Below are 13,996 nucleotides of genomic sequence, written 5' to 3' on the forward strand. Positions count from 1 at the left end.
ACCCACAAGAATGGAAAATAAAAATTATCAACTTAAATACTATAACTTAAATAATTTTGAAACCATCCCTCAGCTACAAGCGCTTAGTGATGAACAAAAGCATGCTATTCGTGTAGTCGGCCATGTATTACCATTTCGTACCAATAATTATGTTATCAACGAATTGATAGACTGGAATAATATTCCCGAAGATCCAATGTTTCAGCTATCCTTCCTGCAACACGATTTTCTAACCAGCGAGCAATTTAATCAAGTTGCCAGCGCGATTCACCAAACAGATCATCCAGACAAGTTGCAGCATGCCATTAACAAAGTCAGGGCTCAACTAAACCCTCATCCAGCAGGACAGTTAGCCCACAATGTGCCACTATTAGCTGGTACCCCCGTTCCTGGGCTTCAACATAAATATAGAGAAACCGCATTAATCTTTCCTGCTGCTGGACAAACCTGCTTTACTTACTGCACTTTCTGTTTTCGTTGGCCTCAGTTCATTGGGGATAAACAACTTAAATTTGCTACCAATCACGGCCAACTTTTTTTTCGATATTTACAGCACCATCAAGAAATAACGGATGTACTTATTACGGGTGGTGACCCCATGATAATGTCTGCTCGCCATTTCGATAAGCTAATTACTCCTTTGCTTAGCGATGATTACAAACATATTCAGAATATACGTATTGGTAGCAAGGTATTATCATTTTGGCCCTATCGTTTTATTACTGACCAAGATGCAGACCAGTATCTGCGTATTTTTGAAAAAGTAAATAAGTCAGGTAAACATCTTGCTTTTATGGCTCACTTTAATCATTGGCGAGAGCTAGATACTAAAGCGACTCATGAAGCTGTACAACGGATTTTAACAACCGGAACAAGTATTCGGTGCCAGTCGCCCTTACTTCGCAAAATAAACGATGACCCCAACATTTGGCAACAGATGTGGCAAACACAAGTAAAGCTTGGAATGATCCCTTACTATATGTTTATCGAGCGTGATACTGGGCCAAAATCTTACTATGAAATACCATTAGTAAAAGCTTATGAAATTTTTAGGCAAGCCTACCAAAAAACATCTGGACTCGCTAGAACAGTAAGAGGCCCCTCTATGTCAGCAGCACCAGGCAAAATCACAGTGGAAGGAATAGAGGAAGTCGCAGGAGAAAAAGTGATTCAATTAAAATTTCTTCAAAGTCGCAATCCAGAATGGTGTAATAGGATTTTCTATGCGAAATACGACAAAAGTGCATGCTGGCTGGATGAGTTAGTTCCAGCTTTTGGTAAAAAGGTATTCTTTTTTGAAGCAGAACTATTAGAGTCAACACTAAATGTTATTAATAACAAGGATGAAATAGATGTTACCCCAATTAGTTTGCCTTACTAAAGCCCTACAGAATCTAAACATTCCATACTCTCTGTTAGATCCAGAAGGTAACTTAATTAGAGTAGAACTGCTTAGTCATGGTTACTTATTTCAAAGTAGCCGTACGCCTTTTAATTCAGAGTCTGTAGCACAAATCTGTTTAGATAAAGAGCACACTTACCATATACTAAAAAACATTATCAATATACCTAAAACAACTGGTTTTATCGATTATCAACGGGCTTCAGAATACCCACAATATACAAACTTTAACAGCTTAGATAAGATAGTTGAAGCAATTGAAAGTCAATTCACATACCCCATGGTAGTCAAAAGGAATAGAGGTGCGCTATCCAAAAATGTTTTTCTTTGCCAACATAAAATAGAGCTAATTAATGCATTGCATAATATTTATAATAGAAAATCACTAGATTATGACTATGTAGCCTTAGCACAACAGTTCATAAATACCAAGCATGAATACAGAGCTATTTTTTTTAAAAGAGAACTAGTCTTAGCTTACGAGCGATATACTGATCAAGCGGGTTTTAAAGCTAGTTATTGGAATTTACCAGGTGGGTGTTCGAAACACATAACTGATAGCCACTTATTAAATGAACTGCAAACTTTTGTTGAACCGGTCTTCCAACATATTCCAGCTGAAATGGTAGGTGTAGATATAATCAAGGATACATCGAATAATCTTTTTTTAGTCGAATTGAATTCAGGGCCTAAGTTTAATCACTTCATTCAATTTAATGGTGAAGAGTTAATTATTGAAATGTATAAAACAATTTTCAAAAAACTAATAAATACAACCGATTATAAAAAAGCAATATAAATCATTTTTCATTGGTAAATAAGAGCATGGCGAAATGCACTCTATATGCTGTATGCTTCCTACAATGCTCTTAACCTATTGTCTTAACCTGTTTGCTTTAACCAGCGATGAGTAAATCATAATGGTTCTATTTATGCCAGAACTGCTCTATATAAAAAGCATATGTTTTGGGTTTGTCCCACATATTTAATAAGCTTACTCGGCTTTGTCATCACAACGTCATTCTGACCAACAACTTTAGATGCCCTCAATAGGTAAGTATACTTTAAAGCAACTACCTTTTCCTAATACACTACTTAATTCAATAGTACCATTATGGGCTGTTACAATAGCTTTAGCCAGACATAATCCAAGCCCCATTCCCGGTTCGGTTCTACTTTGGTCTGCACGATATAAACGCTCAAATATATGTGGAATATCTTCTTCAGCAATACCAACTCCTGAATCTTGTACTTCCAGCACAATATGGAATTGGCAGGTTCTTACTGTTACCCAAACCTTACCATTAGTAGGCGTATATTTAATAGCATTATCCAGTAAATTACCAATCACTTGAAATAAGCGAACTTTATCAGCCTGAATAAAACAGTCTTGATCAATGGAAGAAAGCAGTTCTACCGTTTTTTCTTCAGCAACAAATTGGTATAAATCCAAACTTTCAAACACCAGTTTGCTAAAATCTATATTTTCAATATGCAGTTTTAAAAGACCACTTTCAACTTCAGTAATATCCATAAGCACATTTAATAAGGACTCAATACGCTCGCCTTCTTCTGCACAATCGAGAAGCGCTTCTTTCATCTGAGCTGGATTCTGATCAGTAAGTGCCGATTCAAGACTTAATCGCATGCGAGCAAGCGGCGTTCGCACATCATGCGCTACTGCATCGAGCGACTGCTGCATATTATTAATCAACCTTTCAATTTGCGATAGCATCTGATTAAATAGCTTTGCTAACTCTCCCAATTCAGAACTAGGGTTGCGAATAGTAACCCTAGCTTTAATATCTTTTTCTCTTATGCTCTGGACCGTATTTATTAAATCTTTTACGGGCCTTAAAGCCTGCCAATTCATCCAGGCGGTAATAATCAAACCAAAAAAAATCAGTGGCAACATTACTTGAAGTATAATTACTTTATATTCTATTACCTGCGCTTCACGAGGTTGAACCGACAAGCCGACTCTTATTTTTCCCCCTGACTCTAATTTGATATCTCTACATAAAATTTTAATCCCATTACCAGTAATTTCACTTATGAACCAATTATTGTTATCTGGCTTGCTTAATCGGGTAATTTTTTTGCCCCAACCGTTAGGTTGTACTAATAGCAATAACTCTTCCTTTTCACCTAAAAGCTCTACACGTAGAAAGTTTTTTTGAATATATGGAATATCTCGTTTGATAACATGTATTAGTTTTTCACGACCAGCTTGAGCTTCCAGGCGCTGATAACTATCCAATACTGAGCTAATAAATTGCTGATCTTTCTCTAGTTGAGTTTTATCAATTTTACTTCGTAACCGACATACCAATACATCCACTACACTGTAAGCATGGACAGACCCACAGCAGATTTTGCTAACCTTATAAAAAAGAAACCAGAACTAGCTGGGTTACGTGATATGGACCCGAACATCTTAATTTTAGGGGGAGGATTACCAATTAACGCTAATGGCCAAAAAATTGGAGGCATTGGTGTTGGCGGAGCACCGGGGGGCATCTTGATCAAGCTTGTGCACAAGCGGCTTTAGATAGAGTGATTGGTGGTAAGTAATTGAGCTAGTAAGCTTCAAATATAGGCCAAGAACAGTTTATTGGCCTATATTTTTTATATTTTATCAGTTACGAATCCGCCCCTGACGGAAATAGAAGCCTTGGTTATTATTTGGTGTCATAAATACCAGACTAGCTTTTTGTAAACCCACGTACTCTTCATCACTTACACGAATCTTGCCTGATATTTTAGAAAAATAACCAGAAGTCAAACTTCGCTGTGCTACACGACGGTATGTAGTAGGTTTACCATTGCCGTATTCCATTTTTATCATTGCAACTCCCCAGCGCCGCATTGACTGGTTACTATTAATAGCCATTTGGGCACTAAAACGCAGGCTGTGATTAGGACGCAACTGTTGGGTGACATCCTGACTAATACCTTTGTACCAGTTATTACCAGATATTTTATAAATCATGCCTTTAAACAGCCCCCAAATTGAGTTAATGCTGTTTAATATAGACTGACAGTTTTCTCCTTCCACACTAACAGGATTCATATAGCCGCCACCAAATGAGTTAAATCCACTCATGGGAAACCATTTACTTAGGTTAAATGGCAGCCGTATTTTAACTGTACAGGTTGTCGGTTTAGATGGGCTTTCTGGCCCTGTAACTGGTGGCACTGGTGTTGGATCAACCGGGGGTTTAGCAGTAGGTGGAACAGGATTGTTAGTAACAGGTGGTTTCGGTTTTGGCTTTTTCGGTGGAGTTGGCTGTACTGGAGGCTGTTTAGGCTCGCTTGGCTTTGGTGTTGGCTCCCCAGCCGTAACGACTGTGGGCATGAAATTAGCTATTTCCTTTGCTACTGTTTTAATGCCTTGTACTGAGTTTGCAATACCATCACTAGGCGTAACATAGCCACCAGTTTTCAACTGGGCTTTTAAATATGGACTAGAAAAATAATTAACATGAGGTGTATTCTGGCCTGTATAGGACATGATTGTTGCAAACTGTCCTGGTACTCGATAGCCTCTAGCAGAATGAACAATAGTCCCTGCCTCAATAGATCCATCACGCCTTCTAAAACCATGACTTAAGCCTAGATTATGCCCAATTTCATGTATTAAGGCATCCGCACTACATCTTGAACCAATCCAACTATATGTTGCATTACTATTTAACCCACTTGATGTATCAGGTACCCATCGATTACCACTTCTACGACTATACTTATAATGGGCCAAGTTACCAAGCCCACATGTTCCCCAGGATTTATCAACAATAACAGAAACTAAGTCTGCTCCGTATTTTTTCTTAATTTCCTGAACCCTTGAATTTTCCTTTAGCCAATTTAATGAAGTATCACGACAGTCTTCTATATCTTGCTGAGTTTCATTACCTTGATAATCCCGCACTATATTTATACAACTTTTTCTTAAAAACTCCCTATTACTAATCCCTTTAATCACAGGATTTTTAATAGGTAACGCTCTAACACGCAAATTTGCCTGACTATTTTCCAATACCAAGTTGGCATGATTAATAATATAATCAATATATAACTTAATATTTCCTCGTTTATTTTTATCATCTTTCCAATGTGAAACATTGCCAATCTTTTGCTCTGCCTCAGGTGTGTACAATATAGCTATATCAATAGTCTCAATGGCATATGCAGATGAGACTGCCAACGATAAACAGGAAACGGAAAATATTTTTTTTAACATTTTTACACCAAGCTAATTTTTAATTTTGTGGTTGATACTCAACAGTGTCATTTTTAAAAGTTAGTTTTAGCTCTAACATCGGCTAAATAAACAAGTGAAGCCTCTCCTGTTTTATTATCAATATAAGCTTCATATTCTCCTTGCTCACTATTGACATAAATAATTGACTGCTCTTTATTTTTTGTAATAGATATAGAACCAAAAGGGGAGTTATTATCTACCTTAGCATTCCAGCTTTCTGAGTAAGTACCATTTGATGTATTACTTATTTTCGCTTTTAACTGCTGTTGATTTGGCAGTGCAATTGTTATCTCTTGCCCAACGGCAAGCTGTTCAAATGTAATTGGGTTCACATTAAATGATTGAGATCGGACCCCATCTGAACTGGTATTTACTTCACTATCAATATTTGACCAAAGTTCTAACTTAGCTGGCTTCTCGGTATATGAAGGCAAGTCGCTAATTGCTGCTTTAATTGCATTGACTTCAGCCTCTGGTAGTTGTCCTGAAGTTAATTCTTGATTAACTATTTCAGTATTGATTACCTCAGGCTTGGTAGTTGGCTTTTTTATTGATTGATTACTTTCTATTTGATTGATTTGTTTAACGCTTGCAATATCATTTGTGATTTGTTGCTTTGATATAATGCTATCTTTATCTATAAAATTTTGCGCAACAAATACAGCACACGCTGTAAGTATAGGCACGCCTATATAATACAGTTTGTTTTTCATGGTTTTTTTAGGTTCTAACTAGATTAAAAAATACAGAAGTTGATACTTACTATCCTGAACGATGCGTAAATTATAAGAATGATTAAGTACAGATTTATATCGATCAAGTCTTTATTCTGGGTGATAGAGCCCTCAATACAAAAATACTTGACTTGAATTTTATTAAGTTGTTAACTCAGTCCAGTTTTTCGTCGTTTCGTAATCTATACGACAAAAATAATAAATTTTATACACATTATGTTGTGTATGTAGATTAAACAAATATTGAATAAACAGTATGAAAAGAATAGCAACTACTTGCTTGGCAGCCACTTTAACGCTGACCAGTTTATCCTCTAATGGGCAAACGCAAATTCAGCAACCTACTGTCTGGAAAATGACCTATAGTGTGCTTGACTCACAACAGGCTGCAGATTTTTGTGTCGATATGCTGGGTATGGAAAAGATAAAGATACCAGACTCTACCCTTGCTAAAGGTCGCTCCTGGGTTCGCTTCCCTGACTCTGGCCTGGAACTGCATTTTGTTGATGCTCAATCCCGCTATGGTTACGATAAAACCAAAGAATATTATCAGTTTATTGATGAACTAGATCAAGATATGACCATTTTTACCACTTTTATGGATAACCATGGTGCTATTTTAGTTGATGATTTAAATCCTTATTTAAAAAAGCTTACTGCTAATAATGTCCCCTTTTTAGGGCCAGTAAGAAGGGCTGATGGTGTTTACCAACTGTATATTGAAATACCTGGCCATACTTACCTTGAGCTAGATTCCAAAAAGCAGCCTAATAAAGTCTATCCGACTACCACATGGGATAAGGTGCCCTTTTCTCCAGAAACAAAGAAAAATCCAAGCTGACTTTTATTATTAAAGCCCTTAACGGGCTTCCTAATAACTTAGTTTTTTATATTACTTCGTCGAAGTATACACATTCAGGCAACAACTCATTTCATTTAATAAAATAAGCTATATTCACACCACAGGCTGTTGCATGGTTGAACAATGTATTCCTCCTCCGCCCGCTGCGATTGGGTCAATATTTAACATTTCTATAGTGTGATTAGGGTATTCAGCCTGCAAAATACGATAAGCTTGTTCATCTGCTATAGAATCACCAAATTCAGGTGCAATAATCACTTTGTTGGCTACATAAAAATTTACATACCCCGCAGCAAAATCATCATTTAAGAAGTCTTCTCGCAGTTTTTCTGGCTCATCCATGGTAATTAATTTTAACTTCCTTCCTTTTGCATCCGTTGCTTGTTCTAAAATACGCTTGTGTTTACGAGTAAGTTCATATTCATAGGAACTACGATCATGAACCATGTGGATCACTACTCTACCTGGGTGAGTAAATCGAGCATAAAAATCTGTATGGCCATCGGTTATATCTTTACCTTTTATACCGGGCAGCCAAATGACTTTTTCTATACCGAGGGTAATTTTTAAATGGGCTTCGCACTGTGCTTTAGTCATGCTAGGGTTGCGGTTTTTATTAAGTACACAGCTTTCTGTAATTATAGCTGTACCTTCTCCGTCAACTTCTAACGCTCCTCCTTCTAATATCAGCGGTGTATTAATTAACTCGATATTTTGGTTCGCAGCCATCTTGCGAGCAATTTGCTTATCATTATTATGGTATTGTTTATTTCCCCAGCCATTAAAATTAAAATCGACTGCGGCTAATTTTTTGGTTTCACTATTTTTGACAAATACAGCACCATGATCACGAATCCAGAAATCATCTAAAGGTGCCACCATAAATTCTACTAAATCGCCACACTTTTGCTTAGCTAACGCCAGATCTTCCTTGTTGACTATTACTGTAACAGGCTCGTATTTCGCGATCGTTTTTGCTAGCTTCCCCAATGTATCTTGCAGCGCATAAGCATGCCGCTTACCCCATACCATAGGCTTGGCCACAAATGATAACCAGGTTCTGCTATGGGGAATCGCCTCATCTGGCATTAACCATGCTGGCTGTTCTGATGATGCATATTTTGTTGTACCAGCAAAGAGTTGTTTACTTAATGTCGAAGCAAGAGCGGTACAACCAAGGGAAGTTACAAAGGCTCTTCTGGTAATCATTTAGAAATACCTTTTTTTTATTAATATTTTATAATGTGGCTAATAGAAAAAATTATAGATTAAACTTTTATAGATAAAACCTTTATAAATTATACTTTTATATTAAATATAATTTAATTAGCATTACCAGATTACCTAAATTAATCTAGTTTGTGCAAGCATAAAAAAAGCCCCGCAGGATAACTGGTTCTGCGGGGCTTTTTTATAATTTATATTATATTTTATAATTGCTTTTATGCGAGCTTTTCCATGTCAAACAATGCATCTACAAACTCATCAGCATTAAAAGGCCTTAAATCATCTATTTGCTCACCCACTCCAACAAAGCGAATAGGCAACTTCATTTCTTGAGCAAGCGCAAACACAATTCCCCCTTTTGCCGTACCATCCAGCTTGGTGAGAACCATACCCGTTAAGTCTATCCATTGATTAAACTGTTTAGCCTGGCTAAGCGCATTTTGGCCAGTACATGCGTCTACTACCAGCATCACTTCATGGGGAGCGGTTCCATCTAGCTTTTGGATAACCCGCTTCACCTTTTTCAACTCTTCCATTAGGTTATCTTTGTTGTGTAGGCGCCCTGCGGTATCGGCAATCAATACATCAACGTTTCTGGCCTTGGCTGCTTCTACAGCATCATAAATAACAGAAGCACTGTCTGCTCCAGTATGTTGTGCAATAACCGGTATTTCATTGCGATCACCCCATACCTGCAACTGCTCAACAGCAGCTGCACGGAATGTATCCCCAGCAGCCAACATGACTTTCTTGTCTTCTAACTGTAACCGCTTTGCCAGCTTACCAATAGTTGTGGTCTTACCTACACCATTTACGCCCACCACTAAGATGACATATGGCTGTTTCGACTCATCAATAACCAATTGTTCATTGGATGGCTCAAGCTGGGTACGCAACTCTTTTTTAAGTGCATTTAATAAGGCATCAGCATCATCCAGCTCTTTATACTTGATGCGCTGGGTTAAACCTTCAACAATTTCTGTCGTGGCTGCAATCCCCACATCAGCCATCAGTAGCTGTGTTTCGAGCTCTTCCAGTAAATCATCATCAATTTCTTTTTTACCAATGAAAAGCGTGGTTACCCCTTCTACAAAGCTAGAACGGGTTTTACTCAGGCCTTTTTTCATTCGCGAAAAAAAGCCTGCTTTCTTCGGCTTAGCTTGCTCTTCTGTTGTCTTTGCTGCTAAGGCTTCAGCTATTGAAGGCTCCGTGGGTGAAACTGTAACTTTTTCAGTAGCAGTAGCAGTCTGCTGAAGGCTAGCAGGCGCAACATCCTGGTTAACAGTATTAGGTTGAGCTTGCGTTGATGGCTGCTCTATTGGCTCAGCAGCGTTGGTTTCTATGGTTTCTGTGGCTGTTGCAGCTTGTTTGGCCAAACTTTCAGCTGCTTGCACAGCTTCTACCGTAGACTTATCATCAACAGGCAAATGAGTTTCAGCATTCTCAACAACTGTACTTGCATCATTGCTGGTTACTGTTTGTTCGACAGTTGTGGGCTGTTCATTAGCCTGCTCTGCCTTAGCTTCAACCTGCTCAGCTGTAGCTTCTTGCTTGTGCTTACGACCAAACTGCCAAAAGCGCTTTTTTGGCTTTTCTTGGTCTGTGTTTACGGTTTGCTCATCAGGGCTAGCCGCAGAATTGGAAGTCGTTTTCTTCCCTTTACGTGAACCAAACATATCTATTACGTAATCTATTGCTTGCGGGGTGATTCCCAAGTTTACAGAAGTTTTTAAGCTTGCCCGTTACTCAATAAAAACAACAAATACGGTCATATTTGAGTACTTAGCAGCTGTATCGGTTTGATAAATCTATACTGGATATCGTAACACTTCTCATAGTTTGGGGGTACGAAAAATCGCTGACTTAAGGAATCGTTTGATGAACTGGCACCCGCTTAATACATTGATGACAGTAGTATGGCTAAGTCTACTAGCCACTTTATCCTATGCTAAGCCAACCATTACCCATGAATTTAAGCTGGAGAATGGGCTAAAACTGATCGTGCGAGAAGACCACCGCGCCCCTGTCGTTGTTTCAATGGTGTGGTACAAAGTGGGTGGCAGCTATGAGCCATTAGGGCTGACTGGGGTATCTCATGTGTTAGAACACATGATGTTCAAGGACACCAAAAAATTAAAGACAGGTGAATTTTCCAGAATCATGGCCAGAATTGGTGCTCAAGATAATGCTTTTACCAGTAAAGATGCTACCAGCTATCACCAAATGTTAAGTGCAGAGCGACTACCCGTTAGCTTTGAGCTGGAAGCAGAACGGATGCAAAACCTGGCTATTGATGACAAGGAGTTCACTAAAGAAATTAAGGTGGTGATGGAGGAGCGTCGATTACGAACAACTGATAAACCCACCTCCCTTACCTATGAGCGGTTTCTCGCTACAGCTCACCAAACCAGTCCTTATAAAAATCCCATTGTTGGTTGGCAACGGGATTTAGATGCCATGACCAGCGAAGACATACGATACTGGTACCAACAATGGTATGCCCCCAATAATGCAATTGTCGTGGTAGTTGGCGATGTAAAACCGATAGCTGTACTAGATCTGGCCAGGAAATATTTTGGTCCGATTAAACCTAAACAGTTGCCTGTTATTAAACCCGTTTATGAACACAATACACCTGGTGAACGCCGACTGACTGTCAGCTTGCCTGCTCAACTTCCAGTATTAATGATGGGCTTTAATGTACCTGTCATGAAAACCACAAAAATAGAGTGGGAACCTTATGCTCTCCGGTTACTTTCAGCGATTCTAGATGGTGGCTATAGTGCTCGTATTCAAAAAAATATTGTCCGAGGTAATGAAGTTGCAGCTTTTGCTAGTGTCTCCTATAACGCTTTTACCCGCTCTGACTCATTATTTATGTTTAGTGGCTCACCTAACCGGCAAAAGCAAAAAGGTATCTCAGACTTAGAAGCGGCCTTATGGCAAGAAATAACAACTATACAACAAACTCCGCCTACAACAGCAGAACTTGACAGGATTGTTGCTCAGGTTATTTCCGAACTCGTCTATCAGCAAGATTCTATAAGAGCCCAGGCAAACCTTATTGGGGGATTGACAGTCATTGGCCTGGACTGGCAATTAATTGACCAAGACCTTGATAAACTCAAAGCCATTACACCCAAAAAAATCCAACAAGTCGCTAAAAAATACCTGGTAAAAGATCGCCTCACTGTAGCGGAACTGAAACCTAAAGGACTGCACCTAAAATGATGTATTTATTAAAAAATCAAAAGCATAAACGGAAAGTTTTATGGGGCATTATCTTTATTTTACCCATAATTATCCTAGCTTTACATAAAACAGGTTACGAAGAAGCCAGCGCAACATTAATTGGCGCACCAGCATCTCACGTAAAAAAAACAGCTACAAAAGAAAAAGAGCCAGAAGAAGAAAGCCAAACAGCCAGCAAAGTCAATTCCACTAGTCACCCTCAAAAACAAGGGCAAGGGCAAGGGCAAGAACAGCCAATACAACAACCTGCCGTTACACAAACACCAATTACTGAACAGCCTCCAAAAGTACTTCCACCTAAACAGCCTACTGAAACACCTGTAGTTAACTTAACTGAGCCTGATACACAACAAAAACAAACGGCAACACCTGATATGGATAAAGAGGGCCAGCCTATTATCCAAGCAGATCAACAACAACCCGTTTCTTCTAAACCAGTAATAACAGTCACTACTGCCCAGCCAAAAGATACCCCAAAAAAAACAGAAGCAAATTTACCGGCAAAAACAGAACCTGAAAAAGCCATTACTACAGAGGCTATTAATCAAACAAACATCTCTCAAACACCACAGCCAATAGTTGAAGAACAAAAACCAGGAAAACAACAGTTAACAACAGAATCTGTCACTGTAGATAAGTCAGTTAGTAAAGACCTTCCTGAATCAGAACCGCCAGTAATTCCTGAAAAACCAGCTCAACCATCACCAACACCCATTTCAGTAACCCAACCATCCAAACCAGAGCCAGATCAAAAATCAGAACCAAAACCTGAGACTACAAAGCCCATAGTTAAAGCCCCAGAGCAAGTCACTAAATCAAAGCCCGACAATAAAAAAGTTCCACCTGCGCCTAAGTTAACTGAAGTGCAAAAACCTTTAGTTAAAGAAGCCCCACAAACAACATCAGAATCAACCAAGCCCAGTGAACCAGTAAAAAAAATGGTTGACCCACGTTTCGAGTCACTGGAAGTACTGGTTAGTAAAGATCTTCCCAAAAGAAAAATTTCAATCCAACAGTGGCAAACAGATAAAGGTGCTCAGGTTTATTTTGTGGCTGCACCAGAAATTCCCATGTTAGATATACGACTGGTGTTTGATGCAGGCTCAGCAAGAGATGCTTATATACCTGGTTTAGCTTACTTAACCAACGGTATGTTAGGAGAAGGAACTAAAAACCTTAACAGCAACCAAATTGCTGAGCAGTTTGAGTCTTTGGGTGCAAAATTCAGTAATGGCTCTTATCGTGATATGGCTACAGCCTCTCTACGTACCTTAACTGACGAGAAATACCTAAAACCTGCTGTAAAGTTATTTACCGAAGTTGTTACTGATATGAATTTCCCTGACGATGCAGTTAACCGGGTAAAAAACCAGATTCTCAGCAGTTTGCAATATATAAAACAACAACCAGGCAAGCTAGCAGAGCAAGCATTTTACGCCAACCTTTATGGTGAACACCCTTATAGCACACCTAAAGAGGGAACTGATAAGTCGATTCCCAGTATTAAGAAAAATCACCTGATTACTTTTTATAAAGAATATTATGTAGCTAAAAATTTAATTATCGCTATGGTAGGGGATATCAGCCAACAACAAGCGAAACAAATCGCGAATCAAATTACCCAACCAATGCACTCAGGAGGGCATGCAGAACCGCTCATAAAACCCATTAAAACTAAACAGCTATCAAATCAAGTAGCATTTCCCTCCAGCCAGACCCATGTTTATATGGGAGCTTTAGGGCTTAAAAAAGGCAATCCAGACTATCCAGCTATCTTTATAGGTAATCATATTTTAGGAGGAAGCGGATTTGGTTCTCGACTATTTGAAAATGTACGTGAAAAACAAGGACTAGCATATAGCGTAGGCAGCGGCTTTATCTTAATGCGAGCAGCTGGTCCTTTCTTAATTAGCCTGCAAACTAAAGCTGAACAAACAACCCAGGCTTTAGCTATTGTCAAAAAAACTATTGACGACTTTATTAAAAAAGGCCCTACTGAAAAAGAGCTAAGTGATGCCAAGCAAAATATCCTTGGTAGTTTTCCACTTAGCTACGCAAGTAATGGCGATATAGTAGGGCAATTAGGATCAATTGGTTTTTACCAACTACCTCTTACTTATTTAGATGATTTTGTTGCCAGTATTCAAAAAGTAACGGTTCAGGATATTAAACAAGCCTTTGCTAAATATGTCGATCCGGAGAATATGCTGGTTATTACAGTGGGGCCAAAATCTTAAAAAAGGAGAAAAAAGTAC

General features: G+C 38.7%; 11 protein-coding genes. 6 read left to right on the top strand and 5 right to left on the bottom strand.

The features are described 5' to 3' along the window. Window positions 1–10 precede the first annotated feature (10 nt). Together OQE68_RS10240 and OQE68_RS10245 are read left to right on the top strand one after the other, a co-directional pair. Window positions 11–1,381, top strand: coding sequence for a KamA family radical SAM protein (locus OQE68_RS10240; RefSeq protein ID WP_219339879.1), 1,371 nt, complete (start codon window positions 11–13; stop codon window positions 1,379–1,381). Next, entirely contained in the window at window positions 1,353–2,201 is an 849-nt protein-coding gene (locus tag OQE68_RS10245) for an ATP-grasp domain-containing protein (protein ID WP_180566468.1), read from the top strand. Before OQE68_RS10240 ends, OQE68_RS10245 begins: the two co-directional genes overlap by 29 nt. Before the next feature lie 237 nt (window positions 2,202–2,438). On the opposite strand, the gene OQE68_RS10250 is transcribed toward OQE68_RS10245, so the two are convergent. Beyond that, window positions 2,439–3,662 carry a sensor histidine kinase gene (locus OQE68_RS10250; RefSeq protein WP_180566469.1) on the bottom strand — a complete coding sequence of 408 codons (1,224 nt, stop codon included), beginning with the start codon at window positions 3,660–3,662 and terminating at the stop codon, window positions 2,439–2,441. A 93-nt stretch (window positions 3,663–3,755) separates the two neighbouring features. On the opposite strand from OQE68_RS10250, the gene OQE68_RS10255 reads away from it, so the two are divergent. Then, complete coding sequence (locus OQE68_RS10255; RefSeq protein ID WP_219339880.1) at window positions 3,756–3,953, top strand: heme-binding protein; 198 nt, start codon at window positions 3,756–3,758, stop codon at window positions 3,951–3,953. Between the two features lie 87 nt (window positions 3,954–4,040). Here the strand turns inward: OQE68_RS10255 and OQE68_RS10260 are convergent, their stop codons facing one another. Continuing rightward, on the bottom strand, window positions 4,041–5,645 hold the full coding sequence (locus OQE68_RS10260; RefSeq protein WP_180566470.1) for a M12 family metallo-peptidase: 1,605 nt from the start codon (window positions 5,643–5,645) through the stop codon (window positions 4,041–4,043). A gap of 53 nt (window positions 5,646–5,698) precedes the next feature. Then, complete coding sequence (locus OQE68_RS10265) at window positions 5,699–6,379, bottom strand: protease inhibitor BamI-like protein (protein WP_180566471.1); 681 nt, start codon at window positions 6,377–6,379, stop codon at window positions 5,699–5,701. Between the two features lie 277 nt (window positions 6,380–6,656). Between OQE68_RS10265 and OQE68_RS10270 the strand changes: the two genes are divergently transcribed. Next, a complete protein-coding gene (locus OQE68_RS10270; RefSeq protein WP_180566472.1) occupies window positions 6,657–7,241 on the top strand; it encodes a VOC family protein in 585 nt (194 codons plus the stop codon). A 114-nt stretch (window positions 7,242–7,355) separates the two neighbouring features. Here OQE68_RS10270 and OQE68_RS10275 read toward each other — a convergent pair whose 3' ends face one another. Then, window positions 7,356–8,471 (bottom strand): agmatine deiminase family protein, encoded by a 1,116-nt coding sequence (locus OQE68_RS10275; RefSeq protein ID WP_180566473.1) that lies wholly within the window; start codon window positions 8,469–8,471, stop codon window positions 7,356–7,358. A gap of 233 nt (window positions 8,472–8,704) precedes the next feature. Then, a complete protein-coding gene (gene ftsY, locus OQE68_RS10280; protein WP_180566474.1) occupies window positions 8,705–10,165 on the bottom strand; it encodes a signal recognition particle-docking protein FtsY in 1,461 nt (486 codons plus the stop codon). 202 nt (window positions 10,166–10,367) lie between these two features. Here ftsY and OQE68_RS10285 point away from each other — a divergent pair, with 202 nt between their 5' ends. Then, a complete protein-coding gene (locus tag OQE68_RS10285; RefSeq protein WP_219339881.1) occupies window positions 10,368–11,720 on the top strand; it encodes a M16 family metallopeptidase in 1,353 nt (450 codons plus the stop codon). Next, complete coding sequence (locus tag OQE68_RS10290; protein WP_180566475.1) at window positions 11,717–13,978, top strand: M16 family metallopeptidase; 2,262 nt, start codon at window positions 11,717–11,719, stop codon at window positions 13,976–13,978. Before OQE68_RS10285 ends, OQE68_RS10290 begins: the two co-directional genes overlap by 4 nt. Window positions 13,979–13,996: the final 18 nt, after the last annotated feature.

The organism is Spartinivicinus marinus (assembly GCF_026309355.1).
Lineage (GTDB): Bacteria > Pseudomonadota > Gammaproteobacteria > Pseudomonadales > Zooshikellaceae > Spartinivicinus > Spartinivicinus marinus.